The following is a 26,044-nucleotide window of genomic DNA, read 5'->3' on the forward strand; positions in this document are numbered from 1 at the left end:
TATGACGACCACTATTCCCAGGCCCCGGCGCGCACGCGCTGCAGCCGCTGAACCGACCGCTCAGCCCGAGGCCCCAGGCCAGCTCAGCGACAACGACATGTACGACCGCATGGTGTCGGCCATCCTCGACCACCGGCTACCACCCGGCACCAAGCTGGTGGAAGACAAGCTGGCGGCTGCCTTTGGCGTGTCGCGCACACGGGTGCGGCCCGTGCTGGTGCGGCTGGCCAACGAGCAGGTGGTCACGCTCACGCCCAACCGGGGCGCATCCATCGCCCAGCCCACGCCGCAGGAGGCGCTGGAAGTGTTCGAGGCCCGCCGCCTGCTGGAGCCGCGCCTGGTGGAGCTGTTCATCGCCAACGCCACCGACGCTGACATTGCCGCGCTGCGCACCTGCATCGACGACGAAGAGGCTGCCCGCGCCAGTGGCGACATGCGCCGTGCCATCCGCCTGTCGGGCGACTTTCACCTGCACATTGCGCAGGCAGCAGGGCACCAGACGCTGGGTCGCATCCTGCGCGAGCTGGTCTCGCGCACCTCGCTCATCCTGATGACCTACAGCCCCAGCCACGCGCAGACCCGCGAAGAGGCCACGGCCTGCGGCTGCCGCGAACACCGGGCGCTGATTGACGCCATTCGCCTGCGCGACGCCAAGGAGGCGGCCCGGCGCATGCTGGACCATTTGGTGCGCATTGAGTCGCAGCTTGAATTCACGCCCCCAGCGGCGGATGCCCCGGACCTGACCCAGCTGCTGGGCAGGGTCTGATTTTTGAACGCCCTTGTTCCATGCGCCAACTGCTCGTCATCAACCCCAACACCTCGGCCCATGTCAGTGCGCTGCTGCAGCAGCATGTGCAGGCCGCTGCGGGTTCGCACGTGGCGGTGCGCACGGCGACGGCGCGCTTTGGCGCCCCTTACATCGCGTGTGAAGCCAGCTACGCCGTGGCGGCCCATGCGCTGCTGGACGCCTGGGCACACGACCTGGCCCAGCCAGGGCCACAGCCCGATGCTGTGCTGATCGGCTGCTTTGGTGACCCCGGCCTGATGGCGCTGCGCGAAAGCAGTCCGGTGCCCGTCACTGGCCTGGCCGAAGCGTCGTTCATCGAAGCCGCGCGCCATGGCCGCTTTGCCATCGTGACTGGCGGCGAGCGCTGGGGCCCCATGCTGCAGCGCCTGGCGCAAGCGCTGGGCCATGCGCATGGGCTGGCAGGCATCCACACCGTGGCCCCCACCGGCGCCCAGCTGGCTGCTGACCCCGTGGCCGCCCGCGCTTTGCTGGCCCAGGCCTGCCGCGACGTGGTGCGCCAGATGGGCGTGCAGGCCGTGATACTGGGTGGGGCAGGGCTGGCCGGCATGGCCGCCGCCGTGCAGCCGCAGGTGTCGGTGCCAGTGATCGACAGCGTGGTGGCTGGCGCCACCTGGGCGCTGCGTGCCCACCCGGTGCCTCCGGAGAGAAAGACGGCAGGTTTTGATGTGGCTTGGGCAGGGGTTTCGGGGGAGATGGCTGCGCTGGGTGTGGCTGGAGTGGTTTGACGTTGCCGAGAGGAAAGCCTAGTATTACGTTTGTAATTACTTGGAGATTTCCCATGCACATGCTCAAACTGACCCAGATCGGAAATTCTGTGGGTGTTGTCCTGCCCAAAGAAGCCCTGGCGCGCCTGAAGCTAAGCAAAGGTGAATCGATCTTTCTCACGGAAACGCCCGATGGCTATGCCCTGACGCCGTACGACCCCACCCTTGAGGAAGAGATCAAGGCTGGCCGTGAGTTCATGCACGACTTTCGGGACACCTTTCACCAGTTGGCCAAATGAGTTGGCGCTGGGTTAGCAAGCAGGCGCTGGTTCTGCTTCACGGCGAGAGCCTAGCCACTCATGGTGGGCGCGAAGGCATGCGGGATGAAGGTTTGCTGGAGTCCGCCCTGATGCGGCCGCAGAACATCGTGGCTTATGCGGATGCCGACAATCCCCCAGACGTGGCCGCTTTGGCAGCGAGCTATGGCGTGGGCTTGGCCAAGAACCATCCCTTCGTGGATGGCAACAAGCGGGCAGCCTTTTTGGCAGTAGGCCTGTTCCTTTACCTCAATGGCTTGCGTTTGCAGGCCAACCAGACGGACGCCACGTTGACCATGCTCGCTGTTGCCGCAGGCGACATCACCGAAGAGGCCTTCGCTGCATGGCTGCGGGACCACACCGTCGCTCGTTGATGCAAATTTGAAGTGTTTTTAGGTTCTAGCGCATATCCAGAAAGCGCTAGCAGCTATAAAAATAGAAGCAATTCTCCCGCTTCCTGTCTTCTCACTAAGCAGCCAGCGTCTTCGGCTGGTAGTCGCAATACTGGCTCACCGCACACTCCCAACACCGCGGCTTGCGTGCCTGGCACACATAGCGGCCATGCAGGATGAGCCAGTGGTGGGAATCCACCGCATAGGCGGCGGGCACCCGCTTCATCAGTTGAAGCTCCACCGCCAGCGGGTTCTTGCCCGGTGCCAGGCCTGTGCGGTTGCTCACGCGAAAGATGTGCGTATCGACCGCCATGGTGGGTTGGCCAAAGGCCACGTTCAGCACCACATTGGCCGTCTTGCGGCCCACGCCGGGCAGGGCCTCAAGCTCTTCGCGGGTGCGTGGCACGACGCTGCCGTGGCGCTCCACCAGGATTCGGCAGGTTTCCATCAGGTGCTTGGCTTTGCTTTTGTACAGGCCAATGGTCTTGATATAGCCCTCCAGCCCTTCCTGCCCCAAGTCCAGAATGGCCTGCGGCGTGCCCGCTACCGGAAACAGCTTGCGCGTGGCCTTGTTCACGCCCACGTCGGTGGCCTGGGCCGACAGCAGCACGGCGGCCAGCAGCTCGAACACGGTGGTGTATTCCAGCTCCGTGTTGGGCATGGGGTTGGCCGCCTTCAGCGTGGCAAAAAACGGTTCAATCATCGTGGTTTTCATGCCGCGCAGTGTAGGGGCTGGCGCCTGTTTGTGTGCAGGGCGCTGCCAAGCAGGAAACCTGCGTGCCAATTGGCGACAATGCAGGGTCCATAGCCATTTTTCTTCAGCACACGCCATGCAATTTGCCGACCGCCTGAACAACGTAGAAACCTCCGCCATCCGCGAACTTTTCAAGCTGCTGGGCAAGCCCGGCATCATCAGCTTTGCGGGCGGCTTCCCGGACAGCGCGATGTTTGACGTGGAGGGCATCCAGGCCGCGAGCAACGCCGCACTGGCCGAAGAACCTGGCGCCGCGCTGCAGTACGGCGCGACCGAAGGCTACAACCCGCTGCGCGAACAGCTGGCCGCCTTCATGGCCAGCAAGGGTGCCAAGGACGTAGCGGCTGACAACCTCATCGTCACCACCGGCAGCCAGCAGGCGCTGGACCTGCTGGGCAAGACGCTCATCAGTCCCGGCGACAAGGTCATCGTGGAAGGCCCGACCTTCCTGGCCACCATCCAGTGCTTTCGCCTGTACGGCGCCGAACTCATCAGCGCACCCATCGATGGCAACGGCGTGAAGACCGACGAGCTGGAAAAGCTCATTGCCGAGCACAAGCCCAAGTTCGTCTACCTGATCCCCACCTTTGGCAACCCCAGCGGCGCCATGCTGAGCCTGGAGCGCCGCAAGGCCGTGCTGGAGATGGCAGTGAAGCACAACACGCTGATCGTCGAAGACGACCCCTACGGCGATCTGTACTTCGGCGAAGCCCCACCGCCCAGCCTGCTCAACCTGTCGGCCACCGTGCCCGGCAGCCGAGAGCTGCTGGTGCACTGCGGGTCTTTGAGCAAGGTGCTGTCGCCCGGCCTGCGCGTGGGCTGGATGATTGCCCCGGCCGAACTGCTGGGCAAGGCCACCATGTGCAAGCAGTTCAGCGACGCACATACCAGCACCTTTGCGCAGGCCACGGCCGCGCAGTACCTTAAGGCTGGCCGCATGCCCGCCACGCTGGCCAACGTGCGCAAGGTGTATGCCGAGCGCGCCCAAGCCATGGGCGATGCGCTGCGCAAGGAGCTGGGTGACGCTATCGAGTTTGTGCAGCCCCAGGGCGGCCTGTTCGTGTGGGCGCGCCTCACGGGGGCAGGCGGCAAGGTGGCCGACGGCAACGTGCTGGCCAAGCGTGCCATCGAAAAAGGCGTGGCCTTTGTGCCTGGCACGCCGTTCTTCTGCGCCAACCCGGACCACGCCACCTTCCGCCTGTCGTTCGCCACGGCCGATGTGGACAAGATCCGCGAAGGCGTGGCGCGCCTGGGCCAGGCCATTTAAAGCATGCCGCACGCCAACGACCTGGAGCAGGTGCACCAGCGCCTGGAGAGCCTGGAGATCAAGGCCAGCTACACCGAGGACTTGCTGGACCAGCTCAACATGACGATCTACCAACAGCAGCAGTTGATAGAGCGGCTGGTGGAGGAGATCAAAACCCTGCGCCAGCAGGTGCCTGATGGGGGAAGTGGCAGCGTTCGCAATCTGCGCGACGAGCTGCCGCCGCATTACTGAAGCGCGATGAAGGCATCCACCGCGTGCCCTTGGGGGCGCTGGGTGGATTCACGCTGGCAGGTTGCCTGGTTGGTCGCGGGATGCTGGGCTGATTCTCAGAGGGAGGGGCCCGTAGCCTTAGCCCACTTCGTGCTCTGCCGACGCAATCTGGTTGCGTCCCCGGTTCTTGGCCAGGTACAGCGCCTGGTCGGCGCGGTCCAGCATGTCGCGCAGGCTGCGGTCTGTGGCGCGGATGGCGCCCATCCCCAGGCTGGCGGTGATGTGGTACGGGTGGCCGGTTTCATCTTGCAGCTGCAAGTCTGCCACCCCTTGCAGAATGCGAGTGGCAACTTCCTCGGCCTCGGTCGCGGAGGTCAGCGGCAACAGCACACCAAACTCTTCACCGCCCAGGCGCCCCACGATGTCAGAGGCGCGCAGGTGTACCCTGACGGCGTGGGCGAACTCCACCAAGGCCCTGTCGCCTTCCAGGTGGCCCAGGCGGTCGTTGATGGCCTTGAAGTGGTCCAGGTCCAGCATCAGCAGGGTGAGCGGCTCGCCATGCGTGCGGGCGCGCTCGTAGATGGCCGTGGCGGTCTCCAAAAAGGCCCGCCGGTTGGCCATGCCGGTCAGCATGTCGGTGGTGGCCAGGCGGTGCAGTTCGCGCTCCAGGTTTTTGCGCTGGGTGACGTCGCGGTAGATGCCCTCCACCCCCGCAAATTGGCCAGCATGGTCGTACAGCAGATGGCTGCTGATGGAGATGTCAATGACGGAGCCATCACGCCGCACCATCTGCCCGGGGAAGTCTGAGACTTCGCCTTTTTCCATGATGGCGGCCTTGAAGGCGTCTCGGTCGGAGCTTTGGGGGTAGTACGACTCTGCCGTGCGTCCCTCGATCTCGTGGGGCTCGTAGCCCAGCACCCGCCGCACCCCCGGGCCTACATGCAGCACCACACCCTGGCTGTCGGTGCGGTAGTAGACGTCCTGCATGTTCTCAAACAGGCGACGGAAGTTTTGCTCGCTCTCGCGCAGTTGCGCCTGGATCTCGCTTTGGTGGGTCATGTCCAGTCCGCACATCAACACGGCGGGGGCTCCTTGCCATTCAATGGCCACGCTGGAGATCAGCACCATCCGCAGCTGGCCTTTGGCAGTGCGGATGCGGAATTCGGAGGATTTGTTGGGGCGGCCCTCCTGGTCGGGCTCGGCCACTTGCTGGATGCGGTTGGTGGAGCGCACTTGGTCCATGGGGTGCACAAATTCGCCGGACTGGCGGCCCACAAGATCTGCTGCGCTGCCCGCCTGTAGCAACGCCACAGCGGCGGCATTGGCAAAGCAGATCTTGCCCTCCTGCGTGATGATCACGGCCCCGGGCAGCACCTGCAACAGATCGACGTTGTGCGACATTGGTTTGGAACAATCCAAAGTGTTGCAACATTTTGGCACCCGAATTGCCTGGATGGAATTCATTTTGGTGCATTCAGGCACGGTGCAAGTCCTGTGCGCGTCACTCGGCTTATCCCGCTTGGGTGCATGAAATGGTCAAACTGAGGCGCCCAGGGTGACCACAAGCGGTACCATCGCCCATGAGAAAAACTTTCCAACTCCACGTTGAAGGCAAGAACCGCGACCGCGTTCTGGACGCCGTCAAGCATGAAATCCGCAAATACATCAAGCGTGAGCGCCGCCGTGATGTGCCCGAGGGCGCCCATTTTTGGGACTTTGATTGCCGCTTTGGGCTGAGCAAGGACGCTGCTGAAGCAGTGCACCTGTCGGCGCTGACGGAGCGCATCAACGCCGTGGCAGCAGAGGGTGGGGCGCAGTTTTACGTGGAAATCCTGGCCAAGCCCGGGGTGCGCAAACCGCGTGCGCCTGGCGAAACGGGCGACGCCGAGCCAGACGACTTCGACGCTGAGTAAGTACCAGGGGGCCGAAGGCCCCCTGATTGCATTTGGTGTTTGGCCGTTTTTTCTGCGAAAGCAGGAAGCAGCCTGGGCGGTGGTCAGTCTTTTGGTATACCTGCCGTACCCGTTGTGCCTGCTGCCAGGGCGGCAGCGGCGCGCAGTTTGTCTTTTTTGCTGGGCCGTTTGCCCTTGATGCCGCCGTTGCCCTCACCCTTGTCTTGCACGGGTGGCTCGGTCGGCTCGAAGCCCGCCACCGTTTCGCGCGGCAGGCTCAGGTTTTGCCGCTTTTCAATCAACCGGAAATGGGCCTCTGACTCTGCGGTGACAAAGCTCACGGCCACACCGCTTTCGCCCGCGCGACCGGTGCGGCCAATGCGGTGGGTGTAATCGTCGGTGGAGCGGGGCAGGTCGTAGTTCACCACGGCAGGCAGCAGCGCAATGTCAATGCCCCGGGCGGCGAGGTCGGTGGTGACCACCACCTGCCAGCGTTCATCCTTGAATTCCTGCAGCACTTGGGTGCGCGCGCCTTGGCTCAATCCGCCATGGAACGGTGATGCGTAGATGCCCGCTTTGTAGAGCTTTTCGGCAATGTGCTCTGCCGCATATTGGGTGGCCACAAACACCAACACGCGCGACCATTGGTGTTGTTCGACCAGGTGCTTGAGCAACTGGGTGCGCCGGGGCGCATCCACGGCAATCGCACGCTGGGCGATGTCTGGCTGTGTTTGATCGGTGGGGGCAATGTCCACGCGCACGGGCTCGCGCAGCAGGCTGTGGGCCAGTGCCTGCACCGGCGGGGCGAAGGTGGCTGAGAAGAACAGGTTTTGCCTGCGCTCGGGCAGCAAGTTCAGCACCGCTTGTAACTCATCGGCAAATCCCAGGTCCAGCAGGCGGTCTGCTTCGTCCAGCACCAGGTGCTGCACCTGGCCCAGCCGCAGGGCGTTGTGCTGCACCAGGTCCAGCAGGCGCCCCGGCGTGGCCACCACCACATCAGCCCCGCCGCGCAGGCGCATCATCTGCGGGTTGATGGAAACGCCGCCGTACACCACGGCCACCTTGATGGGATGGGCCAGGCGTTGCGCCAGCAGGGTGATCACTTCACCGACCTGCGAGGCCAGCTCGCGCGTAGGCACCAGTACCAGCACCTGGGTGTTGCGCTGCTGCGCTTCGGTTTGCAGCATCTGCAGCAGGGGCAGTGCAAAAGCGGCGGTCTTGCCAGAACCTGTCTGGGCGCATGCCAGCAGGTCTTGCCTCTTCAAAACGACGGGAATGGCCGCTGCCTGTACCGGCGTGGGGGCCGTGAAGCCGCTGGCTGCTGCCGCGTCGACGAGGGCAGGGGAGAGACCGAGAGAAGCAAAAGGCATGGCGTGTAGCGCTGGGGCGGCAGCAAGGTGGCGCGCAATGCGCGGTAGGGCAAAAGAAGCACTGGGGTGGTTGGCACCACCCATCGAGGGCTGGGCGACGCAGGCCCCCACCATGCCGTGCGGCTGGGTTGTCGGGAGACTGCGGCGGGGCGCGGAGTAGGCGCCGATCCCCCGATTGTGAGGCACAGGGTAACGGGTCGCGCCATGCCCTCGGGGTTTTCACGCATTGGGTCCTGTGCGCGGGCCTGCTGTGCGGGATCACGCCGATAATCGCTTCCCCATCGCATACGCACACACAAAATGAGCTTCGCCATAGAACCCGGAACCATTACCCACGGCATCCAGCTGGCCGTAGCCCCGGTGTTTTTGCTGACCGCCGTGGCCGGCATGATTGGCGCCGTGGCGGGGCGCCTGGCGCGCATCATTGACCGGGCCCGGGTGGTCGAGGACCGCGCGCGCAACTCCAGCGACACCGAGCACCACGACCGTGCCATGCTGGAGCTGGGCTACCTGCGCACCCGGGGGCGCCTGGCCAATGCCTGCATTGGGCTGCTGACGCTGTGTGGCTTCCTGATCGGGGTCACCATCGTCCTGCTGTTTTTGGGGGAAACCATGGATTTCCGGGGGCACAGCTGGGCTGTGGCGAGCTTCTTGAGCGGGGTGATTTCATTTTTGATGGCGCTGGTGTTGTTTTTCACCGAGACAGTGATGGCCACGCGCCTGCTGAACTTTCAGCTGCTGAGTGCGCAGGGGAAGTGACCATGGCCTCGTTGCGTGATCTCAAAAGCCTGGGCGGCCTGGTCTATTCCACCGACCACGGCCGCATGTGCCCGGACTGCAGCCAGCCCCAGGCACAGTGTGTGTGCAAGCAAAACAAGCCCTTGCCCACGGGGGATGGCATCGTGCGGGTATCGCGAGAAACCAAAGGCCGGGGAGGCAAGGCCGTCACCCTGGTCAAAGGCGTGTTGCTGGATGCCACGGCGTTGGAGCAGTTGGGCAAACAGCTCAAAACCGCGTGTGGCACGGGCGGTACCGTCAAGGACGGGGTGATTGAGGTACAGGGCGACCACATTGACCGCGTGATGGCTGCGCTGCAAAAGCTGGGCCACAAGGTCAAGCGCGCGGGGGGCTGATCCATGGACATTGCGGGCATGGACCCCGCCACACTCCAGCGGCTGGTGACTGTGCAAATGCCGTATGGCAAGCACAAGGGTTGTGTGATTGCCGATTTGCCTGGCAATTACCTGAACTGGTTTGCGCGGGAAGGCTTCCCCCACAACGACCTGGGGCGTTTGTTGGCCCTGATGCACGAAATCGACCACAACGGGCTGACTGACCTGCTGGCGCCATTGCGTTAGGGTTTGCGGTCAGTCGGGCCTCACGCGTTGGCCAGCGCCATAATCGCGGCAGCATCTATTCGGCATCTGTTTACCAACTTGAGGGAGTGCCAATGAAAGGCAATATCGCAGCGATTGTGCTGGTCGTTTTGGGCGTGTTTTTCTTGCTGACCAACCTGGGGCTGATCAGCATCAGCCTGCGTGAGTTGTTGCGCGTGTGGTGGCCGGTGGCGCTCATTGCGGTGGGCTTGGCGCTGTTCTTTACCCCTGGCGGCAAAGGCCGATAAACCTGAGCAGAGGCCTTGATCCAAGGCCATTGCACGCAGTGCTGGGCATGTGGGAGCGCTGACCGCCACGAAACCCCCTCAGTGGCAAGCGGCCTTTTGAACAGGCTCTTAGCCGTGCGCGTGGGGCTCCTGTGGCTCTGACGCTGCAAATGCAGGCAGGCTCCCAAAATACCCTCTGAACAAATTGCGGGCCACGCCATGGGCTGCCGCTTGCAAGCCGTGGGCCACCTCGGGGGCAAACAAGCGCGCGGTGTGCCCGTTCCAAAGGTGCACCCACGCTGCAAAATGGGCGGGGGTCACGTCCTGCAGCGACAGGTGCTTGTCCAGCACATTGCCTTTGAAGCTGCGGGTGCCCAACAGCACGGTGCTCCAAAAATCGACCAAACGGTGCAAGTGGGCATCCCACTGCCCATGCAGCGCCTTGTCAAACACCGGGCCCAGCAAGTCGTCCTTGCGCACATCCGCATAAAACGCATGCACCAGCTCGGTGATGCTTTCCTTGTCGGGGGTGCGGTGTGCGGTAGTGACTGGCATGGGCGCAGTGTGCACGATCAGTTGCAGCTACAAGCTGATGTACCGCAACCTTGCGTTGTGGCCGCTGCTTCAAACTGTGGGAACAAAACGTTGTTCTCCAGGTGAATGTGGTTGATCAGGTCTTCTCCCAACTGGGCAATGCCCGCATACAGGGCGCGCCAGGTGTTGCAGGCGCCTTGGGGTGGGGTGGCGTCGTTGGTCAGGGCATTGAGCTTGTCCAGCGATGCCCCGTGGTCTACATGCTCGGCGCGCATCATGCCAATGGGCTGGCCCACAAACGGATTGCCGCCCGCCTTGAGCATGGGGAACAACACGACCTCTTCCTTTTGCATGTGCGAGAGCAGTTCTTCGTGCATGGCCTCCAGGGTGTCGGCCAGGCCTGCAGGCACCAGCGGGTGGTCGCGGTGCACGGCTTCCACGCGGCGTGCCATGCGAATCAGCTCGGGCAGTTGCACGCGGTGCACTTCGTGGTAGCGCTCCAGAATGTGGTCGATCAGCTCTGTGGGCGATGTCACCCCAGGCAGGCTGCTGCTGCGCTGCAGTTGCGACAACTCTGCCAGCACGGCATCCACATCCAGCGATTTTTGGGTGGCCGCTTCGCGCAGGCTGACCTGGCCGCCGCAGCAAAAGTCCAACTTCAAGCGGCGAAAAATCGCGGTCGATCCCGGCAGTTGCACGGCGATCTGGCCAATGGCTTGCTCTGCGCTCAGGGCAGGTTGGGTTTCTTGAAGTCGAGCATTCATGGGGGATTCCTTTAAAGATTCATTTAATGTGAATATTTTATTCAATAAAATTCAGATAACAAGCATCTTTTAAATTGAGCCAGGACAAATTCCATGCGCCTTACCCAATGGACGGACTACACCCTGCGTGTGCTGATGTACTGCGCGGCCACCCAGGGCCGCGAGCAGCCCGTGACCATCACCGAGGTGGCCGAGGGCTACGGCATATCGCGCAGCCATTTGATGAAGATCGTGCAAGAGCTGGCAGCACAAGGCCTGCTGGAGACCACGCGCGGGCGTGGGGGCGGCATGCGCCTGATGAAAGCCCCTGCCGAGATCAACCTGGGCGCCGTCGTGCGCCAGACGGAGACGGACTTTCACCTTGTGGAGTGTTTTGACCCCAATGTGAACCAGTGCCGGCTGAGCGGTAACTGCAGACTCAAAGGGGTGTTGGGCGGTGCCATCAATGCTTATCTGGCGGTGCTCGATGGCGTCACGCTGGCCGACTTGGTGGATGCACCCAACCCGAAGATGCTGGCGCAGCCCTTGATTCGGCGCAGCATGCGGGATGCGAAACCGGTGATGGGTCTGCCGATCAAGGGCTGAGGAAGCCTGCAGGCACTCTGCCTGCAGGCTCAATACCGGCCGCGTGTGAGGGACGTGTGAGCGGCCTGCCCAGGCGCCCTCGCTTCCTTTAGAAATCGTTGCTTTTGTCGACCAGCTCGTTGTAGGTCTTCAGCAACTTTTGGGGGCTGCCTTCCACCATCCAGCCAGAGCCTGTTTGCATGATCATGCGGTCCCCCTCGTTGTAGGGCACTTTGTCGCGCACGCGGCGAAAGCGCTCTTTGGCTGTCTGGCGGAATTGCTCGGTGCTGCTCTCGAAAAAGCTCCAGTGGATATCGCGGCCGTCTTTGTGCGCTTTGGCATATGCCAACGATTCGTCGGCAAGGGCTTCATAGGCTGACAGGCGTGTCTCGGCCATGGCCACATCAAACTTCTCTTCGCCCAGCAAGTTGACCAGGGCCTTGGCGCGCGCCATCAGGGCCATGCGGTAGTAGGTGTACTGCTTGCCTTCGGTCTTTTCCACGTCGGCCAGTTTGGCTGCCAGCACCTTGTCGTTTTCTACATCCAACTGGTCAGAGAAAGCGCTGCTGGCTTTTTGGAACGCCTCAAAGCTGGCCACCAGCGGGGCATGCATGGCCTTGCCTTTGGCGAACTTGTCGTCTTTGTAGTTGTCGCGGCTGTAGTAGTTGTTGGCCTCGGTCACCTGGGTGTCCATGGCGTCAAGCGCCTGAATGTAGGCGGCGCCCGCTGCATCCAGCGCGGGCATGGCGGGCTTTTGCGCGGCGGACGTGGCAAAGCTGGTTTTGCACTTTGCAGTGCTTTCGGGGTCGGTTTCGTACAGGCCGTACACCACGCTTTCGCGGCCTGTGGGGCCGGTCTTCATGTTTTTCACCCAGGTGGCGTAGCGCTCGATGGACTTGTGGGCTCTGCCATCCAGCCTGTTGTAGCAGCCGATGTAGTCCTGCAGCTTGGCGGCGGCGCTGGGTTCCTCCACAGGGGCCTTGGCGGGGGGCGTTGCAGCGGCGGGTTTGCCGCTGGCTGGCGCTTCGTTGACGGCGATGCTGGGCGCCACAGGGGCCTTGGCGGTGTCTTCAGATTTTGAGTTGCAGGCAAGCAAAGCCAGCAGCAGCGGTGCTGCCAACAGCGCACGGGTGGCGCAAGCGAAAGAGGTCATAAGGGCAGGGCGCAAAAGCGCAAATGAGGGTGGCAAAGTGGGGCGATGTGGCCCCGTGCGGGCGGATTGTGCCGACGCCTTTGCCTTGCCAAGGGCATTGCTTCCCTCTGAAGTGCAACAAGCTGTGCACTTTTCCTCAAACGCCCGCGCTAAGGCGGCACACCCTGTACTCCGCCTGAGGGATGTCCTGCATAACTCCCTGCGGTCTGTGATAGCGCGGCCTCGGGCGGTTCGCTGCGTTGCTTTTCTTGCCAATAGCCCAGCTATTGGCTGCCAAAAGACGCCTTGCGGCCCCTCCCGATCCCACTACCACCGCCTCGCGAGGGTGATGCAGGACATCCTTAGCGGCTGAAGACTTCCAGCAACCTGTCCAGGCCGCCTTGGTTGATGGCCACTTTGGCCTGTGCGCGCACGGCGGGCTTGGCGTGGTAGGCCACAGACAGGCCCGCAACGCCCATCATGGGCAGGTCGTTGGCTCCATCGCCCACCGCAATCGCCTGCGATGGCGAGATGCCCATGAGCGAGGCCAGCTCCAGCAAGGTGCGGCGCTTTTCGGCACCGTCGCAGATGTCGCCCCAGGGCTGGTCCACCATGCGGCCGGTGAGCAAGCCGTTGTCCACCTCCAGCATGTTGGCGCGGGCAAAGTCGATACCCAGCCCTGCCTTCACTCGGTCGGCAAAGAAGGTGAAACCACCCGAGACCAGCAGCGTGGTCAGGCCAGCGGCCTTGGCGGCGGTGATGAGTTCTTGGGCGCCTGGGTTAAAGCGCAGGCGCTCTGCGAACACCTGCTCCATGTGTTGCACCGTCACGCCTTTGAGCAGGGCTACGCGCTGGCGCAGGCTTTCCTTGTAATCGGTGATCAGGCCTTGCATGGCCGCTTCGGTGATGGCCGCCACTTCGGCCTTGCGGCCTGCTGCGTCGGCGATCTCGTCCACGCACTCGATGTTGATGAGGGTGGAGTCCATGTCGAACGCGATCAGCTTGTAGCTGGACAGGGACAGGAGCGGGTCAATGCCCTGGACAACAAGGCCGGGGGCGAATTCGGTGGTGTTTTTCATGGCAGGGCGCTTGAGGCAAATGCTGGAATCAGAACCCGTAATGGTATCGCCCATGGAATGCGGCTGGGCTGCGGCGAGGAAGCCAGAGCGTGGGCCGTGGAGTGCGGGCGGGCTTCACAGCCCAGCGTGCAAAGGAGTAAGGCGGCCGTGACCCGGTCCAGGTTGATATTGACCGATTTGGCGGCATGTTTGTGGGGTAGCCTTGGCCATCCGCACATCCATCCTCAAGAGCCCGCGAGAGCCTTTACCGATCCGCCCTTAGATGAAAACCATTGACGAGATGTTGAACCTGGACCTGCTCACCCCTGAGCAGCATGCTGAAATCAGCGCGTGGATTGCACGCGCTGCTTCACCCGATGAGATTTTGCAGATGCCCGCCCCGCTGTGGCAGGCCGTCGAGCGTGCCAGCAAGGTGATGGGCATCGATGAGGACCTGCTGCGCCCGCCAGCGCTCGACTATGGCGCGCTGGCGCCCGGCTGATGCGCCCTGGCCGCAGCGGTCTGCGCCTTTGAGCAGGTTCTTATGCGGCAGCTGCGCTGGCCTCCGCCCCCGCAAACACTTCACGCGCTGCGGCCAGCCCGTTCAGCGCGGCCGGAAAGCCCGCGTAGACGGCCATCTGCATGAGGACTTCGACAATCTCTTCGCGGGTGACGCCGACGTTCAGTGCTGCCTGCAAATGCACTTTGAGTTGGGGTGTGGCGTTGCCTAGTGCCGTGAGCGCGGCCACCACGGCGATCTCGCGGCTGCGCAGGTCCAGGCCGGGGCGCGAATAAATGTCGCCAAACGGGAACTCGATCAGATAGCGGGCGAAGTCTGGCGCAATGTCGGCGAGGCTTGCCACGACGTGCTCACCGGCTTGGCCGTCGATTTCGCGCAGCTTGGCGAGGCCCTGGAGGTAGCGGGGGTTGGTGTGTGGAGACATGGGGGCTTCCTTGGCGGGTGGACGATGGTGTGTGGCGAAGGGAAGCTTCCAGGCCCTGGTAGTGCCCGATCTTGTCTTGCAGCACCTGCGCGGCTTGCTGCATCGCAGTGATCGTTGCCAGCACCTGCGCAAGATGCTGCTCCAGCAGTTCGCGCCGCTGCGAGGCGGTTGCATTCCCCTCGCTGCGCAGCCGTGCGAAGGCCTGCATCTGCCCGATGGGCATGCGGGTCTCGCGCAGGCGCAGCAGGAATCCGATCCATTCCATGTCCGACGCCGCATAGCGCCGCTGGCCGCCGGGCGCACGTGCCACGGGGGCAATCAAGCCCGCGCGCTCGTAGTAGCGCAGCGTGTGGACGGACAAGCCAGTGCGTTGAGCGACGTCGGTAATGGTGAGGAGGGATGCCATGGGAGGAATTCTCGAAGTTGGAGTGCACTCTAAGTCAAGCCCTTTGAACAGGCTCTTTGAGCGCCTTACCCAAATCAGCGCACCAGCCCTGACCCCTCGGCCCATCGCAGCCTGTCAACGCATTGCAAGCCCAAGGGCAAACCGGGGCAGCGACGCCATGGGGCGGGGTGCCGCTTTTCCCAGGTCAGTGGGGGTTGGCGGGCTATCGCTGTGGCACAGAAGGGGTAGGGGGCGCCGCCCTGCGCAGGCTGCGCCAGTCTTTGCCCCTTGCGCCGAAGCCATGCGGGCCTGCCCGCTTGCCACGCAAGGGCGCTTTACTGCGGCACCAGCCCCGCCGCCTTCACCAGCTCGGCGTGGACCTTGATCTCCTGCGCGATGGCGTCCTTGAGCTGCTGGCTGGTGCCTGGCGCCACCTCCATGCCGCTGGCGGCGAGCTTCGCCCGGGTGTCCGGGTCGGCCAGGGCGGCGTGCGCTGCGCGCTGCAACTTGTCGATGATGGGCTGGGGCGTCTTGGCCGGGGCGAGCAGGCCCACCCAGGCGGAGAGGTTCATCTCTGGCGCACCCGCTTCGGCCATGGTGGGCGTTTGCGCCAGGGTGCCGGTGCGTTGCGCGGCCATCAGCCCCAGCGCGTGCAGCTTGCCCGACTGGATGTGCGGCAGCGCCTCGGGCAGCACGGCAAACAGCATGTCCACCGTGCCCGCCAGGGCGTCGTTGATGGCCGGGGCGCCACCCTTGTAGGGCACGTGCAGCAGATCGGTCTGGGTGCGGGTGGTGAACATCAGCCCCGCCAGGTGTTGCGGGCTGCCGTCGCCTGATGAGGCATAGGTCAGCTTGCCCGGTGCCGCCTTGGCGGCGGCGATCACGGCGGCCACGGTGGGAAACTTCTGCTTGTCCTTGACCACCAGTACCATGGGCTGGTTCACGAACTTGGTGATGGGCACGAAGTCGGCCTCGGGGTCGTAGGGCAGGGTCTTGAAGATGCTCTTGTTCGTGGTGAGGAACGACGCGGGCGAGACCATGAGCGTGTAGCCGTCCGGCGCCGCGCGCGATACGAGCGGCGTACCGATCTGGCCTGAGGCCCCCGCCTTGTTGTCCACCACAAAGGCCTGGCCCAGTTCGGCCGCCATCTTCTGTGTGACCACGCGCGCAATCATGTCGGCACTGCCGCCTGCTGGCAGGGCCACGATGACTTTGACGGGGCGATCGGGGTAGTTGCCTTGGGCCGAGGCAGTGGCTCCCGAGCACAGTGCCACCAAGGTGCAGGCCAGGGCCGGGATAAGACGCAGAAAGGGCATGGAACAACTCCCAAAGGTAGACGAACACACAAGCCGGGTGCGCCCGCTGATGGGATGGCTGGCGTCCCCCGTCGCGGAGAAACCGCGTGTTCCACTCTCAAGCAATTCCTGCACCAGACAGGTTTCGCCTGCTGGGTGGTGCCCTTGGCGTGTCTTTGCGTGCTTCTCTTTTGATAGCTGCTAGCGCTTATTGAATAAGCGCTTCAGCCATTTTTTGCGTGCAGGTAGAGATCATCCGACCAGGTGGCCAACCACCCGGGCTTGAAGGCCACGAACACCGCACACAGCATGCCGGTGACCACCGCATCCCCCCAGGCCATCAGCCAGCGGGCGACCAGCGAGAGCTGATCGCCCACACCCGGCAGCGTATGGCCAGCCCACTGCGACAAGGTGCCCGCCACAAACAGGCACAGCGCCGTGCCCAAAAAACCCCGGCCCAGCACATACACGAAGGCGCGCACGCCCGCGAGCGGCCGTGCCCCCGCCAGGCGGCGCAGCACCACGCCCAGCAGCAGCGCCAGCGTGGCTGGCACCACGCCCTGCCACACGGCCATGCCCAGGGCGTCGTCCCACGCCAAGCCGGGCGAAAGCAATGCCGCGGTGGCGCCCACCGCGAGCAGCGTGGGCACCGCCAGCGGCCAGCCCAGCATGAGCAGCACCAGGCACGCGCCGGACCACTGCAGCTGCAGCGGCATGTGGTGCAGCGTGGGCAGGGCCCAGGCCCAGGGCAGCAAGACAAGGGTGGCGAGCAGTGGCGTCCACAGCGTGGCAGGTGCGCCCTGCGCCTCGTGCGCCAAGGGTTGGCGGCTGGCCAGCAGCCGCCAGGGGCGGGCCAGCAGCGCGACAGCCAGGGCGATCAGGGCCAGAGCAGCTTCCATTTAGATACTATGATTTTGATAGCTGGTAGCGCTTGATGGATAAGCGCTAGGGGCCATTTTGATCATATTTTTGAGGCGCTACGCCGCCACGGGTTGCCCCAGCGAGCGCAGGATGTCCCGCACCATCTGCGCGCGGTCCTTGGGGTCTTTGAGCTCGCGCTCGATGCGCAGCTTTTCGTTGCCCGCCAGCTTGATGTGCTTGTTCTTCTGGATCAGCTCAATGATGCGCATCGGCTCGATGGGCGGCTGGGGCTTGAAGGTGATATTGATCACGCCGGGCGCCGCATCGACCTTCACCACGCCGTAGGGCTGGCTCAGCACGCGCAGGCGGTGCACGTCGATGAGGGTCTGGGCCTGCGGCGGCAACTTGCCGAAGCGGTCCACGATCTCTTCGAGCAGGCCGTCGATCTGGTCGGGGTTCTTGGCCGTGGCCAGCTTCTTGTAGAACGACAGGCGCAGGTGCACGTCGCCGCAGTAGTCGTCGGGCAGCAGGGCGGGGGCGTGCAGGTTGATGTCGGTGGTGACCGACAGGGGGCTGAGCAGGTCCGGCTCCTTGCCGGCCTTGAGCGCCTTGACGGCTTCATTGAGCATCTCGTTGTACAGCTGAAAGCCCACCTCCAGCATGTTGCCGCTCTGGTTCTCGCCCAGCACCTCGCCGGCGCCGCGGATCTCCAGGTCGTGCATGGCCAGGTAGAAGCCGCTGCCCAGTTCCTCCATCTGCTGGATGGCATCGAGGCGCTGCGCGGCGTGCTTGGTCAGGCCCTCGGTGTCGGGCACCATGAGGTAGGCGTACGCCTGGTGGTGGCTGCGGCCCACGCGGCCGCGCAGCTGGTGCAGCTGTGCCAGGCCGAACTTGTCGGCGCGGCTCATGATGATGGTGTTGGCCGTGGGCACGTCGATGCCGGTCTCGATGATGGTCGAGCACAGCAGGATGTTGTAGCGCTGGGCCACGAAGTCGCGCATCACGCGTTCGAGCTCGCGCTCGGGCATCTGGCCGTGGGCCACGGCGATGCGGGCCTCGGGCAATATCTCTTCGAGCTTCTGGCGGCGGTTCTCGATGGTCTCCACCTCGTTGTGCAGAAAGTACACCTGCCCGCCGCGCTTCAATTCACGCAGCACCGCCTCGCGGATCACGCCCGTGCCCTCGTTGCGCACGAAGGTTTTGATGGCCAGGCGCCGCTGCGGCGCGGTGGCGATGACCGACAGGTCGCGCAGGCCTTCGAGCGCCATGCCCAGCGTGCGCGGGATGGGCGTGGCCGTCAGCGTCAGCACGTCCACCTCGGCGCGCAGGGCCTTCATCTGCTCCTTGTGGCGCACGCCGAAGCGGTGCTCCTCGTCGATGATGAGCAGGCCCAGGTTGTGGAACTTGGTGGACTCAGACAGCAGCTTGTGCGTGCCCACCACGATGTCCACCGTGCCGTCGCCAATGCCCTTGATGGCGGCGGTGATCTCCTTGCCCGAGCGAAAGCGCGACACCTCGGCCACCTTCACCGGCCATTTGCTGAAGCGGTCCACCAGCGTCTGGTAGTGCTGCTCTGCCAGCAGCGTGGTGGGCGCGAGGAAGGCCACCTGCTTGCCGCCGGTGACGGCCACGAAGGCCGCGCGCAGCGCCACCTCGGTCTTGCCAAAGCCCACGTCGCCGCAGACCAGGCGGTCCATGGGGCGGGGGCTGATCATGTCCTGGATCACAGCGTGGATGGCAGCGTTCTGATCGGCCGTTTCGTCAAAGCCAAAGTCGTTGGCAAAGGTCTCGTAGTCCTGCGGGCTGTAGCGGAAGGCATGGCCCTGGCGCAGTGCGCGGCGGGCGTAGATGTTGAGCAGCTCGGCCGCGCTGTCGCGCACCTGCTCGGCGGCCTTGCGTTTGGCCTTTTCCCACTGGCCGCTGCCCAGCTTGTGCAGCGGCGCTTCGTCGGCGGAAACGCCCGTGTAGCGGCTGATGAGCTGCAGCTGGCTCACGGGCACGTAGAGCACGGCCTTGTCGGCGTATTCCAGGTGCAAGAACTCCTGCATGGCGGGCGTGCCATCGGGGTTCTTGTTACCCACATCCATGTTGACGAGGCCGCGGTAGCGGCCAATGCCATGCTGGCTGTGCACCACGGGGTCGCCCACGTTCAGCTCGGCCAGGTCCTTGATCAGCGCCTCGACGTCGCTCACCTGCTCTTGCTTCTTGCGCCGGCGCGTGGTGGGGCCGGCGGCGAACAGCTCGGTCTCGGTCACGAAGTCGATGCCGTCCTCGATCCAGCTGAAGCCTACGGTGAGGCCGGCGGTGGCAATGCCCACCTTTTCGTCGGCCGTGCCCTGGAACTCGGCCAGCGAGTCGAAGGCTGGCGGGTTCACGCCGCTGGCGCGCAGAAAGTCGAGCAGGCTCTCGCGCCGGCCATCGCTTTCGGCCAGCAGCAGCACGCGGTGCTGGGTGTTGCGGATGTGGGCGTGCAAGCGGGCCAGCGGGTCTTCGGCGCCGCGGACCACCGACAGGTCGCCCAGCTTGTGGAAGTGCGGGTTGTCATCCACGTCCTGCACGCCGGGGCGCAGTGACAGTTGGGCGTGCTCATTGGCGCGGGTGTAGAACTGGTCGGCCGAGAGAAACAGCGCCTCAGGCGGCAGCGCCGGGCGCTCGGGGTCGCCCTGTACCAGGCGAAAACGGTCTTTCGTGTCCTGCCAGAAACGCTGAAAGGCGGGCTCCAGGTCGCCGTGCAGCACCACGGTGGCTTCGCCGCCCAGGTAGTCGAACACGGTGGCGGTCTCGTCGAAGAACAGCGGCAGGTAGTACTCGATGCCGGCCGTGGCCACGCCCGCGCCCATGTCCTTGTAGATACGGCTTTTGGTCGGGTCGCCTTCGAGCATCTCGCGCCAGCGGCTGCGGAATTTGGCGCGCGCCTCGTCGTCCATGGGAAATTCGCGGCCGGGCAGCAGGCGCACCTCGGGCACGGGGTACAGGCTGCGCTGGCTGTCGGGGTCGAAGGTGCGGATGCTGTCGATCTCGTTGTCGAACAGGTCCACCCGGAAGGGCACCAGCGAGCCCATGGGGAACAGGTCGATCAGCCCGCCGCGCACCGCGTATTCGCCCGGGCTCACGACCTGCGAGACATGGCTGTACCCCGCCAGCGTGAGCTGGGCCTTGAACTTCGCCTCGTCGAGCTTTTGCTTGACCTTGAAGTGGAAGGTGTACCCCGCGAGGAAGGAGGGCGGTGCCAGCCGGTACAGCGCCGTGGTGGCGGGCACCAGCACCACGTCGGCCCCGGTGTCCTTGTCCTTCTGGCTGATGCGCCACAGCGTGGCCAGGCGCTCGCTGATCAGGTCCTGGTGCGGGCTGAAGGTGTCGTAGGGCAGCGTCTCCCAGTCGGGGAACAGGGCGCAGCGCAGGCCAGGTGCAAAGAACGCCATTTCCTCGATGAGGCGCTGCGCATCGGTGGCATCGGCCGCCACGATGGCGGTGGTGCGCCCTGCCGCCTTGTCGCGTTCTGCCAGGCGGGCCAGCAGCAGAGAGTCGGCGCTGCCCACGGGGCGGGGCAAGGAGAAACGTTTACCGGGAGTGAGTTTGGGGAGTTCCATGCGGGACGGTGTCTGCAACCCCGGGGCACCCCCTGGGGCGCGGTGCGCGCACGGGCCGGGTGGATCGGGGAGTGGAGATTCTAGAATGAGCCCCTCATGACTGCACCGCTCCTGCCCACAGCCCCTGTTCCTTTGTCTGCCCACGGCCGTTTCTGGGGCCTGGTGCCCTGCGCGGGCATGGGCCTGCGTGCGGTGTCTGCAGGGGGCGTGGCGGGCGCAGTGCCTGCGGCGCAGACGCTTCCCAAGCAGTACCACTTGGTGGCTGGGCAGCCCATGGTGCTGCACACCCTGGCCGCATTCGCCGGGGTGGGGCGCCTGCTGGGCACCCTGGTGGCCGTGGCGGCGGGCGACCATTTTCTGGACGCTTATACACACCCCTCTTTTTTCAAGGTGGAGTGTGGGGGCCCCACGCGGGCCGACACAGTGCTGGGCGGGCTCAAGGCATTGCGGGAGCGGGGCGCGCAGCCTGAGGACTGGGTGCTGGTGCACGACGCGGCCCGCTGCCTCATCACCACCGCCTTGATCGACACCCTGATCGATACCTGCGCCAACGACGGGGTGGGAGGGCTTTTGGCGCACAAGCTGGCCGACACCCTCAAGACCTCCATCGACGGCCCTGGTGGCGTGCGGGTGGCCACCACGGTGGACCGCAGCGACAAGTGGCTGGCGCAAACGCCGCAGATGTTCCGTATCGGCCCGCTGATGGCTGCGATCGAGCGCATTGGCCCCAGCGTGACCGATGAGGCCAGCGCCATGGAGGCCATGGGCCTGCACCCCCGGCTGGTGCCTGGTGGCGCGCAGAACTTCAAGGTGACCTACCCGGATGACTTTGCACTGGCGGGTGCCGTATTGGCCCAGCGCGGCCACGGCACCACGCTGGAGCGCTTTGGCGGCCTGCGTGGGCTGCCCCCATGGATGGGTGACACCCATTTGTGTTCAAGAACATCAAGCCGTTCACGCTGAGCTTGTCGAAGCGCCGCGCAAGGCTTCGACAAGCTCAGCCCGAACGGGTTGGTTTCTGATGGGCTGAGCGCGTATTCGTCTGAGTGGCGCTGCCCGCACAGCGGGCGCAGGTTGTTGTTTTCTTTTTGATTGGCCCTGCAACGGGCAGAGAGCGATGTGATGAATTTCAGGATTGGTGAGGGTTGGGATGTGCATGCATTGGTGCCTGGCCGCCCCTTGGTCATTGGCGGGTTGACGATTGAGCACAGCATGGGCTTGCTGGGCCACTCGGACGCCGATGTGCTGCTGCACGCCATCACCGACGCCATCTTGGGCGCCGCTGCGCTAGGCGACATTGGCACGCACTTCCCTGACACCGACCCTGCATTCCGTGGGGCCGACTCGTCGGTGTTGCTGGCCGAAGCAGGCCGCCGCGTGCGGGCTGCAGGGTTTGAGATTGCCAATGTGGACAGCACCGTGGTGGCCCAGGCTCCACGCCTGGCGGCCCATATCCCCGGCATGCGCGCCTGTATTGCGCAGGCCCTGGGCCTGGCGCCCGATCAGGTCAACGTGAAGGCCAAGACGGCCGAGCGCCTGGGGCCGGTGGGCCAGGGCCTGGCGATGGAGGCGCGTGCGGCCACCTTGGTGTACCGCCGCTGAGTAGATGGGGCGAGAGCTCGGTATTCCTTGCCAACAAAGTCTGAGACAGTCATACGGGCGCGGTGAGGCGTTGCAGGACGATCTTTCGCTGCAAACGTCTGAAACAGGTGCTCCTTGGGGACTCACCTATAAGCAGTCGCGGCATCTATGTCTGAGACAGCGCGAAGGTCCGTTTCAGGCTCACAAGCGACGGGGCCGCGAGTGAGTACTATCGGCCACTACCCGTCATTCAAACAAGTTGGGACCAACGGAGAATGTGCGTTAAAAAACTAATTGCTGGCGCTTTCCTCGTGCTCACACTTTTAAGCTGTGGAAAGTCCCAAGAAGCGCAGTCCACTATCGCCATCCAGCGCACAGCTCCCTCAGGTGAACAAGCTCTGGCGGTAGGCGAGATGGTCAGCTTCTCTATTGAAGTTCGGGCTCAGAACTTCAGTGGCCCGGCTCATGTGGGTCTCGTGATTCAATCGGCAGACCGGACAGTTTTGGCTACGTTAGACCCAGTACCAATAGCTCCTGGAAAGAGCGTGCAATTGGAAGCTTCCGTGACTGTTCCCAAGACGACGTCGATCCAAGTCTTCACACCTCTGTTCCTAGGTGATACGGCGCAAACCTCAGTCTTAGACACCCGGATCTACAAAGTGCTCTAGGCAGCGACAGCCTACGGCCAGGAGCGGCCGCTCGTCGATACCGCTCAGTCCGCTCGCAAGCGGACATTCGCTACGGGAAATCACACATCACATTGCCTATGCAACAGTCCAGCGCACTTGCCGACCTCGATGCTCTACTGGAGAAATCCGATCTGGACTCTTCCGATTGGGCTGAGTACGAGTACAAGGACGGCGATACGCTCCTCGCGAAGCTGAATGCAGAAGACCGGGCTGTACTATTCCGCTCGGCGAAGGTGAGGCCAGCGAACTGGCGCGGATGCTTGATCAGCATTCTTCATCCATCAAATGCAGACGAACGTCATGAGCTATTGGGCGCGCTAGAAGACTCAGACGACGAAGTTGCCTATAACGCTCTCAGTCGCATCTACTTTTTTTGCGGGTTCATTGACTCGGAGAAGAAGGGCGTGTTGGAAGACAGCCGGTGCCGTGTCGATGGCCTGCGGGAAAGAGTAAGACAGGATCGAATCGTCATGCTAAGGATGCAACATCTCTCTCAAGCGAGCCCGCGCTTCACTTCCTATTGGCGTGTGCTGGTCGATGCCGCAGGCGAGGGCTGATTCACCCACTTCGGCATCACCACAGTACAGCGAGATGCATGCCGCAGGCGCCCGTGCGCACGAGGTTCGGAGCCAAGCATAAAGCGATGGCCACAACGCACTCGATTCGTCTCTGATAGTTGCGGGCCTTTTCTGCCTTTCCTTCCATGAAGCAAGGCAGATCGGCCATCTCATTTACAAAAGATTGAGTAGTCCGTCCGAGTAAATGGAAGCCTGCTAAATAGATGCGAGGAAGACCGCAACGGGCCCAGAGTCGCCATTCCGAAACGCCACCCGTAAGCAGCTATCAACTTACTGCAGCGGCCGTTTGAAATCTCGGTGTCTGCCTACGGCAAGCTATAGTTTGCCGACTTAACGCATGCTAGGTTTCATGGAGTTTTTCTACTTGGATGTTTGAGCAGGTCATCCTTTGTAAACTTGCGCTGCAAGCCGCCTCCAGGAGAAATAATTTTACAGAATATCGCGCAGGTTTTACGTCCTGAATTGCTCCAAATGTTAAAAGGATTATTAATCCAATGAGAGAAATAGTAGGTAGATCATTTTTTGGTTACGCTGCAAAATGTAATAATTTAAAGGAGATCCTAGCATTTTTAAGCGACATCACTGGGGATGATGCCACCAAAGCTACAGTTGCTTTTGGAATGCTTCTTTCGGCAAATTCTACTGAAGGTGGCGAGTATCGATCTGATGCTTTAGCGGTTCTAAATAGCCTTGCTTATGCGAAAGCCGAATTGGATTCGGCGCGATGCCATACTTTTCCGACTATTGATGTTACGAGCGACATTCTTTATTCGGCACAAAAATATGCCGATGAAAATACAATTCCATGTAACGAGTGGCCAACCTCAGAAGACATTGTAAAAAACGTTTTGGAAACAGCAAAAAAATATACTGTAGTTAAAGAATGGCAAAAACTAATTAAAAATGAAAATGGGGTAGTTGTCGGCGTCAAATCAATTGAAGCGATTTAACATGGCAATCGATCGGACTGGTCGCGATGCGACTGTGTTCTTTATGACTATTTAATATGGTGGGCGATCATCTGCTCATCTCGACGTTGAGCGCCCGCTGTCATTTGAGCTGACCGGCTGCTCCTGGCCGATAGTACGCATTCGCCGTAGATCAGTGGATGACGGAACCCGCTGCATCGTGATCGCTACTACTGGGTCATGTCTCTCAGACTCTATTGCCAGTGAACCCCTGGGCGATCCCGCATGAGGATCGCCCGCTGCGCTGCCGTGGTCAGGCTTGGTCTTGCGCCCGCTTGCGGGGCAATTGGCGCTTGATGGCCGGGCGCTGCAGGCGCTGCTTGGGGTCCACGCCTGCGGGCAGCTCTGTGGCCCGCTGCAGCTGGATGTGGGCCACCAGCCCGCCGGTGCTGGAGTTGGCCAGCGCAAAGATGCCACCCATGCGCTGCACGGTCTTGTCCACAATCGACAAGCCCAAGCCCGCACCTGCCGCTGCCGTGCGGGCCGAGTCGCCACGGAAAAACGGCTTGGTCAGGTTGGACAACTGCTCAGGCGGCACACCTGCACCGTGGTCGCGCAGCTTGAGCAGCACCCAGCTCTCGCGGCCCTTGGCGGCAATGTCTACGCTGGTCACGCCGGTGTCGGCCGCTTTGCCGTAGCGGCGGGCGTTTTCCAGCAGGTTCGAGATCACCCGTGCCAATTCCACTTCGTCGGCTAGCACGTTCAGGTCTTCGGGCACCTGCATGGTGATTTGCAGCTCCCGGTGGTCTTGCACCGCGTAGACGCACGATGACACCACCGCGTGCAGGTTCACCGGGGTCAACGTCACATGGTCGGGGCGGGCGTAGTCCAGAAATTTGTCGATGGTGGCGTCGAGCTGAACGATGTCGGCCACCATGTGCTCGCGGGCGATGTCGTCTGTCACGCTCATTTCGGTCTCCAGCCGCAGGCGGGCCAGGGGCGTGCGCAGATCGTGCGAGATGCCGGCCAGCATCACGGCGCGGTCTTGCTCCAGCTTGGCCAGCTTTTGCGCCATGCGGTTAAAGCCGATGTTCACCTCGCGGATCTCGCTGGTCACCACCTCTTCATCGAGGTGGCTGGCGGCAAAGTCGCCGTCGCGCACGCGGTTGGCGGCATACGACAGTTGCTTGAGCGGGCGGTTGATCAGCCGCGCAATGGCAGCTGCCCCGGCCAGAGACAGGGCTCCGGCGGTGATGAGCCAGATGAGCCAGGTGCGCCCGCCTGCAGGGCTGAAGCGCGAGCGGTCCATCAGCAGCCAGTTGGGGTCGCCATTGATGTTGAAGCCCACCCACAGGCCGTTCTCGCCATTCACGTTCTGGGCCACGATGGTGTCGGGGCCCAGGCGGGCGGTGAGTTCTTCGGTCAGGCGGTTGCCCAGGGCGTTGCCATCGAGCAGCGTGAACTTGTCGCCCGGCTCGCGGGGCAGGATGCGCACGCCTTCCTGGTCGGCCATGGTCTTGATGAGCGAGACGCGCGCGATGGCGTCCGAGTGCACCAGGGCGGCCCGGCTCAGGTTGACCAGCGAAGCGATTTGCTGGGCCGTGTGCAGGGTGCGGGGTTCAAACTCCAGCGCCCGCAAGGTTTGCAGCCATGCCAGGATGCTGCCCACCAGCAAGAGCGCCAGCAAAAAGAAAGTGCGCCAAAACAGATTCAGACCCACGCGAGCGCGTTGCTCGCGTGCGATGCGCAGCGACGACTCCAGCGGTGCAGGGCTGGTGGCGTCGGCGGGCGGTCCTTCGTGTGTGCGCCTGCGGGGCCTGGGCTTGCCTTCAGGCTTGTTCATC

Annotated in this window: 30 protein-coding genes; 17 read left to right on the top strand and 13 right to left on the bottom strand. The window is 63.2% G+C overall.

Going from position 1 to position 26,044, the window contains the following annotated elements; all coding sequences use genetic code 11:
* The first annotated feature begins 1 nt into the window (after position 1).
* Genes EAG14_RS08375 through EAG14_RS08390 form a run of 4 tightly spaced genes read left to right on the top strand, consistent with a single transcriptional unit; the run spans position 2 to position 2,203 of the window.
* Entirely contained in the window at positions 2-766 is a 765-nt protein-coding gene (locus EAG14_RS08375) for a GntR family transcriptional regulator (protein WP_121728579.1), read from the top strand.
* A gap of 20 nt (positions 767-786) precedes the next feature.
* Complete coding sequence (locus EAG14_RS08380) at positions 787-1,533, top strand: aspartate/glutamate racemase family protein (protein WP_121728580.1); 747 nt, start codon at positions 787-789, stop codon at positions 1,531-1,533.
* A 53-nt stretch (positions 1,534-1,586) separates the two neighbouring features.
* Positions 1,587-1,811 (top strand): AbrB/MazE/SpoVT family DNA-binding domain-containing protein, encoded by a 225-nt coding sequence (locus tag EAG14_RS08385; protein WP_099655789.1) that lies wholly within the window; start codon positions 1,587-1,589, stop codon positions 1,809-1,811.
* Complete coding sequence (locus EAG14_RS08390; RefSeq protein ID WP_099655788.1) at positions 1,808-2,203, top strand: type II toxin-antitoxin system death-on-curing family toxin; 396 nt, start codon at positions 1,808-1,810, stop codon at positions 2,201-2,203. Before EAG14_RS08385 ends, EAG14_RS08390 begins: the two co-directional genes overlap by 4 nt.
* Positions 2,204-2,297: 94 nt before the next feature.
* Here EAG14_RS08390 and nth read toward each other — a convergent pair whose 3' ends face one another.
* Entirely contained in the window at positions 2,298-2,936 is a 639-nt protein-coding gene (nth, locus tag EAG14_RS08395) for an endonuclease III (protein ID WP_121728581.1), read from the bottom strand.
* A 115-nt stretch (positions 2,937-3,051) separates the two neighbouring features.
* Here nth and EAG14_RS08400 point away from each other — a divergent pair, with 115 nt between their 5' ends.
* Together EAG14_RS08400 and EAG14_RS08405 are read left to right on the top strand one after the other, a co-directional pair.
* Complete coding sequence (locus EAG14_RS08400; RefSeq protein ID WP_121728582.1) at positions 3,052-4,242, top strand: PLP-dependent aminotransferase family protein; 1,191 nt, start codon at positions 3,052-3,054, stop codon at positions 4,240-4,242.
* A gap of 3 nt (positions 4,243-4,245) precedes the next feature.
* A complete protein-coding gene (locus tag EAG14_RS08405) occupies positions 4,246-4,473 on the top strand; it encodes a SlyX family protein (RefSeq protein WP_099741410.1) in 228 nt (75 codons plus the stop codon).
* A 117-nt stretch (positions 4,474-4,590) separates the two neighbouring features.
* On the opposite strand, the gene EAG14_RS08410 is transcribed toward EAG14_RS08405, so the two are convergent.
* Positions 4,591-5,853, bottom strand: coding sequence for a sensor domain-containing diguanylate cyclase (locus EAG14_RS08410; RefSeq protein ID WP_121728583.1), 1,263 nt, complete (start codon positions 5,851-5,853; stop codon positions 4,591-4,593).
* A 179-nt stretch (positions 5,854-6,032) separates the two neighbouring features.
* On the opposite strand from EAG14_RS08410, the gene EAG14_RS08415 reads away from it, so the two are divergent.
* Positions 6,033-6,365, top strand: coding sequence for a DUF6172 family protein (locus tag EAG14_RS08415; RefSeq protein WP_099655783.1), 333 nt, complete (start codon positions 6,033-6,035; stop codon positions 6,363-6,365).
* Positions 6,366-6,448: 83 nt separating this feature from the next.
* Here the strand turns inward: EAG14_RS08415 and EAG14_RS08420 are convergent, their stop codons facing one another.
* Positions 6,449-7,714 carry a DEAD/DEAH box helicase gene (locus EAG14_RS08420; protein WP_121730371.1) on the bottom strand — a complete coding sequence of 422 codons (1,266 nt, stop codon included), beginning with the start codon at positions 7,712-7,714 and terminating at the stop codon, positions 6,449-6,451.
* A gap of 300 nt (positions 7,715-8,014) precedes the next feature.
* Here EAG14_RS08420 and EAG14_RS08425 point away from each other — a divergent pair, with 300 nt between their 5' ends.
* The 4 genes from EAG14_RS08425 (at position 8,015) to EAG14_RS22720 (ending at position 9,338) form a co-directional block, all read left to right on the top strand.
* Complete coding sequence (locus EAG14_RS08425; protein ID WP_099741408.1) at positions 8,015-8,473, top strand: DUF2721 domain-containing protein; 459 nt, start codon at positions 8,015-8,017, stop codon at positions 8,471-8,473.
* A 2-nt stretch (positions 8,474-8,475) separates the two neighbouring features.
* Positions 8,476-8,847, top strand: coding sequence for a translation initiation factor Sui1 (locus EAG14_RS08430; protein ID WP_199173426.1), 372 nt, complete (start codon positions 8,476-8,478; stop codon positions 8,845-8,847).
* 18 nt (positions 8,848-8,865) lie between these two features.
* Positions 8,866-9,072 carry a DUF3820 family protein gene (locus EAG14_RS08435; protein WP_099655780.1) on the top strand — a complete coding sequence of 69 codons (207 nt, stop codon included), beginning with the start codon at positions 8,866-8,868 and terminating at the stop codon, positions 9,070-9,072.
* 92 nt (positions 9,073-9,164) lie between these two features.
* Positions 9,165-9,338, top strand: a complete 174-nt coding sequence (locus EAG14_RS22720; RefSeq protein ID WP_162995942.1) for a LiaI-LiaF-like domain-containing protein — start codon at positions 9,165-9,167, stop codon at positions 9,336-9,338.
* A gap of 108 nt (positions 9,339-9,446) precedes the next feature.
* Here EAG14_RS22720 and EAG14_RS08440 read toward each other — a convergent pair whose 3' ends face one another.
* Positions 9,447-9,872 carry a group III truncated hemoglobin gene (locus EAG14_RS08440; protein ID WP_121730372.1) on the bottom strand — a complete coding sequence of 142 codons (426 nt, stop codon included), beginning with the start codon at positions 9,870-9,872 and terminating at the stop codon, positions 9,447-9,449.
* A 17-nt stretch (positions 9,873-9,889) separates the two neighbouring features.
* Positions 9,890-10,615, bottom strand: coding sequence for an iron-sulfur cluster repair protein YtfE (gene ytfE, locus EAG14_RS08445; protein ID WP_121728584.1), 726 nt, complete (start codon positions 10,613-10,615; stop codon positions 9,890-9,892).
* Between the two features lie 93 nt (positions 10,616-10,708).
* On the opposite strand from ytfE, the gene EAG14_RS08450 reads away from it, so the two are divergent.
* On the top strand, positions 10,709-11,200 hold the full coding sequence (locus EAG14_RS08450) for an Rrf2 family transcriptional regulator (RefSeq protein WP_121728585.1): 492 nt from the start codon (positions 10,709-10,711) through the stop codon (positions 11,198-11,200).
* Positions 11,201-11,288: 88 nt separating this feature from the next.
* Here EAG14_RS08450 and EAG14_RS08455 read toward each other — a convergent pair whose 3' ends face one another.
* A complete protein-coding gene (locus EAG14_RS08455; RefSeq protein WP_121728586.1) occupies positions 11,289-12,332 on the bottom strand; it encodes a YiiG family protein in 1,044 nt (347 codons plus the stop codon).
* Between the two features lie 341 nt (positions 12,333-12,673).
* Positions 12,674-13,390 (bottom strand): phosphoserine phosphatase SerB, encoded by a 717-nt coding sequence (serB, locus tag EAG14_RS08460; protein WP_099655775.1) that lies wholly within the window; start codon positions 13,388-13,390, stop codon positions 12,674-12,676.
* Positions 13,391-13,652: 262 nt separating this feature from the next.
* Between serB and EAG14_RS08465 the strand changes: the two genes are divergently transcribed.
* A complete protein-coding gene (locus EAG14_RS08465; protein WP_099741403.1) occupies positions 13,653-13,871 on the top strand; it encodes a hypothetical protein in 219 nt (72 codons plus the stop codon).
* Positions 13,872-13,911: 40 nt separating this feature from the next.
* Here EAG14_RS08465 and EAG14_RS08470 read toward each other — a convergent pair whose 3' ends face one another.
* From EAG14_RS08470 to mfd, 5 genes are all read right to left on the bottom strand, one after another.
* Entirely contained in the window at positions 13,912-14,313 is a 402-nt protein-coding gene (locus tag EAG14_RS08470) for a carboxymuconolactone decarboxylase family protein (protein ID WP_099655773.1), read from the bottom strand.
* The gene (locus EAG14_RS08475; RefSeq protein ID WP_099741402.1) at positions 14,240-14,719 is read right to left on the bottom strand and encodes a MerR family transcriptional regulator; all 480 of its coding nucleotides are present in this window, start codon (positions 14,717-14,719) and stop codon (positions 14,240-14,242) included. The genes EAG14_RS08470 and EAG14_RS08475 overlap by 74 nt, the downstream gene beginning before the upstream one ends.
* Positions 14,720-15,033: 314 nt before the next feature.
* Positions 15,034-16,014, bottom strand: coding sequence for a tripartite tricarboxylate transporter substrate binding protein (locus tag EAG14_RS08480; protein WP_099741401.1), 981 nt, complete (start codon positions 16,012-16,014; stop codon positions 15,034-15,036).
* Positions 16,015-16,217: 203 nt separating this feature from the next.
* Positions 16,218-16,892 carry a hypothetical protein gene (locus EAG14_RS08485; protein ID WP_240456971.1) on the bottom strand — a complete coding sequence of 225 codons (675 nt, stop codon included), beginning with the start codon at positions 16,890-16,892 and terminating at the stop codon, positions 16,218-16,220.
* Between the two features lie 78 nt (positions 16,893-16,970).
* On the bottom strand, positions 16,971-20,444 hold the full coding sequence (mfd, locus tag EAG14_RS08490; protein WP_121728587.1) for a transcription-repair coupling factor: 3,474 nt from the start codon (positions 20,442-20,444) through the stop codon (positions 16,971-16,973).
* Positions 20,445-20,540: 96 nt separating this feature from the next.
* Here mfd and EAG14_RS08495 point away from each other — a divergent pair, with 96 nt between their 5' ends.
* From EAG14_RS08495 to EAG14_RS22725, 4 genes are all read left to right on the top strand, one after another.
* Positions 20,541-21,407, top strand: a complete 867-nt coding sequence (locus EAG14_RS08495) for a 2-C-methyl-D-erythritol 4-phosphate cytidylyltransferase (protein WP_121728588.1) — start codon at positions 20,541-20,543, stop codon at positions 21,405-21,407.
* A 159-nt stretch (positions 21,408-21,566) separates the two neighbouring features.
* Complete coding sequence (gene ispF / locus EAG14_RS08500; RefSeq protein ID WP_121730373.1) at positions 21,567-22,046, top strand: 2-C-methyl-D-erythritol 2,4-cyclodiphosphate synthase; 480 nt, start codon at positions 21,567-21,569, stop codon at positions 22,044-22,046.
* Between the two features lie 745 nt (positions 22,047-22,791).
* Positions 22,792-23,271, top strand: coding sequence for a hypothetical protein (locus tag EAG14_RS08505; protein ID WP_121728589.1), 480 nt, complete (start codon positions 22,792-22,794; stop codon positions 23,269-23,271).
* Positions 23,272-23,786: 515 nt separating this feature from the next.
* Complete coding sequence (locus tag EAG14_RS22725; RefSeq protein WP_162995943.1) at positions 23,787-24,242, top strand: hypothetical protein; 456 nt, start codon at positions 23,787-23,789, stop codon at positions 24,240-24,242.
* Between the two features lie 271 nt (positions 24,243-24,513).
* Here the strand turns inward: EAG14_RS22725 and EAG14_RS08510 are convergent, their stop codons facing one another.
* Entirely contained in the window at positions 24,514-26,043 is a 1,530-nt protein-coding gene (locus EAG14_RS08510; protein ID WP_099655766.1) for a sensor histidine kinase, read from the bottom strand.
* Between the last annotated feature and the right edge of the window lies 1 nt (position 26,044).

The organism is Acidovorax sp. 1608163, from assembly GCF_003669015.1.
Classification (GTDB): domain Bacteria; phylum Pseudomonadota; class Gammaproteobacteria; order Burkholderiales; family Burkholderiaceae_C; genus Acidovorax.

What these genes read in the sequence shown, in the direction of transcription:
- EAG14_RS08505 (WP_121728589.1), top strand. Translation starts at nt 22,792, where the DNA reads ATGCAACAGTCCAGCGCACTTGCCGACCTCGATGCTCTACTGGAGAAA.
- EAG14_RS08485 (WP_240456971.1), bottom strand. Translation starts at nt 16,892, where the DNA reads ATGGAAGCTGCTCTGGCCCTGATCGCCCTGGCTGTCGCGCTGCTGGCC.
- EAG14_RS08440 (WP_121730372.1), bottom strand. Translation starts at nt 9,872, where the DNA reads ATGCCAGTCACTACCGCACACCGCACCCCCGACAAGGAAAGCATCACC.
- EAG14_RS22720 (WP_162995942.1), top strand. Translation starts at nt 9,165, where the DNA reads ATGAAAGGCAATATCGCAGCGATTGTGCTGGTCGTTTTGGGCGTGTTT.
- EAG14_RS08390 (WP_099655788.1), top strand. Translation starts at nt 1,808, where the DNA reads ATGAGTTGGCGCTGGGTTAGCAAGCAGGCGCTGGTTCTGCTTCACGGC.
- EAG14_RS22725 (WP_162995943.1), top strand. Translation starts at nt 23,787, where the DNA reads ATGAGAGAAATAGTAGGTAGATCATTTTTTGGTTACGCTGCAAAATGT.
- ispF (WP_121730373.1), top strand. Translation starts at nt 21,567, where the DNA reads ATGAATTTCAGGATTGGTGAGGGTTGGGATGTGCATGCATTGGTGCCT.
- mfd (WP_121728587.1), bottom strand. Translation starts at nt 20,444, where the DNA reads ATGGAACTCCCCAAACTCACTCCCGGTAAACGTTTCTCCTTGCCCCGC.
- EAG14_RS08455 (WP_121728586.1), bottom strand. Translation starts at nt 12,332, where the DNA reads ATGACCTCTTTCGCTTGCGCCACCCGTGCGCTGTTGGCAGCACCGCTG.
- EAG14_RS08495 (WP_121728588.1), top strand. Translation starts at nt 20,541, where the DNA reads ATGACTGCACCGCTCCTGCCCACAGCCCCTGTTCCTTTGTCTGCCCAC.
- EAG14_RS08450 (WP_121728585.1), top strand. Translation starts at nt 10,709, where the DNA reads ATGCGCCTTACCCAATGGACGGACTACACCCTGCGTGTGCTGATGTAC.
- EAG14_RS08465 (WP_099741403.1), top strand. Translation starts at nt 13,653, where the DNA reads ATGAAAACCATTGACGAGATGTTGAACCTGGACCTGCTCACCCCTGAG.
- EAG14_RS08405 (WP_099741410.1), top strand. Translation starts at nt 4,246, where the DNA reads ATGCCGCACGCCAACGACCTGGAGCAGGTGCACCAGCGCCTGGAGAGC.
- EAG14_RS08475 (WP_099741402.1), bottom strand. Translation starts at nt 14,719, where the DNA reads ATGGCATCCCTCCTCACCATTACCGACGTCGCTCAACGCACTGGCTTG.
- nth (WP_121728581.1), bottom strand. Translation starts at nt 2,936, where the DNA reads ATGAAAACCACGATGATTGAACCGTTTTTTGCCACGCTGAAGGCGGCC.
- EAG14_RS08410 (WP_121728583.1), bottom strand. Translation starts at nt 5,853, where the DNA reads ATGTCGCACAACGTCGATCTGTTGCAGGTGCTGCCCGGGGCCGTGATC.
- EAG14_RS08400 (WP_121728582.1), top strand. Translation starts at nt 3,052, where the DNA reads ATGCAATTTGCCGACCGCCTGAACAACGTAGAAACCTCCGCCATCCGC.
- EAG14_RS08385 (WP_099655789.1), top strand. Translation starts at nt 1,587, where the DNA reads ATGCACATGCTCAAACTGACCCAGATCGGAAATTCTGTGGGTGTTGTC.
- EAG14_RS08420 (WP_121730371.1), bottom strand. Translation starts at nt 7,714, where the DNA reads ATGCCTTTTGCTTCTCTCGGTCTCTCCCCTGCCCTCGTCGACGCGGCA.
- EAG14_RS08435 (WP_099655780.1), top strand. Translation starts at nt 8,866, where the DNA reads ATGGACCCCGCCACACTCCAGCGGCTGGTGACTGTGCAAATGCCGTAT.
- EAG14_RS08430 (WP_199173426.1), top strand. Translation starts at nt 8,476, where the DNA reads ATGGCCTCGTTGCGTGATCTCAAAAGCCTGGGCGGCCTGGTCTATTCC.
- EAG14_RS08415 (WP_099655783.1), top strand. Translation starts at nt 6,033, where the DNA reads ATGAGAAAAACTTTCCAACTCCACGTTGAAGGCAAGAACCGCGACCGC.
- serB (WP_099655775.1), bottom strand. Translation starts at nt 13,390, where the DNA reads ATGAAAAACACCACCGAATTCGCCCCCGGCCTTGTTGTCCAGGGCATT.
- EAG14_RS08380 (WP_121728580.1), top strand. Translation starts at nt 787, where the DNA reads ATGCGCCAACTGCTCGTCATCAACCCCAACACCTCGGCCCATGTCAGT.
- EAG14_RS08480 (WP_099741401.1), bottom strand. Translation starts at nt 16,014, where the DNA reads ATGCCCTTTCTGCGTCTTATCCCGGCCCTGGCCTGCACCTTGGTGGCA.
- EAG14_RS08510 (WP_099655766.1), bottom strand. Translation starts at nt 26,043, where the DNA reads ATGAACAAGCCTGAAGGCAAGCCCAGGCCCCGCAGGCGCACACACGAA.
- EAG14_RS08470 (WP_099655773.1), bottom strand. Translation starts at nt 14,313, where the DNA reads ATGTCTCCACACACCAACCCCCGCTACCTCCAGGGCCTCGCCAAGCTG.
- EAG14_RS08375 (WP_121728579.1), top strand. Translation starts at nt 2, where the DNA reads ATGACGACCACTATTCCCAGGCCCCGGCGCGCACGCGCTGCAGCCGCT.
- ytfE (WP_121728584.1), bottom strand. Translation starts at nt 10,615, where the DNA reads ATGAATGCTCGACTTCAAGAAACCCAACCTGCCCTGAGCGCAGAGCAA.
- EAG14_RS08425 (WP_099741408.1), top strand. Translation starts at nt 8,015, where the DNA reads ATGAGCTTCGCCATAGAACCCGGAACCATTACCCACGGCATCCAGCTG.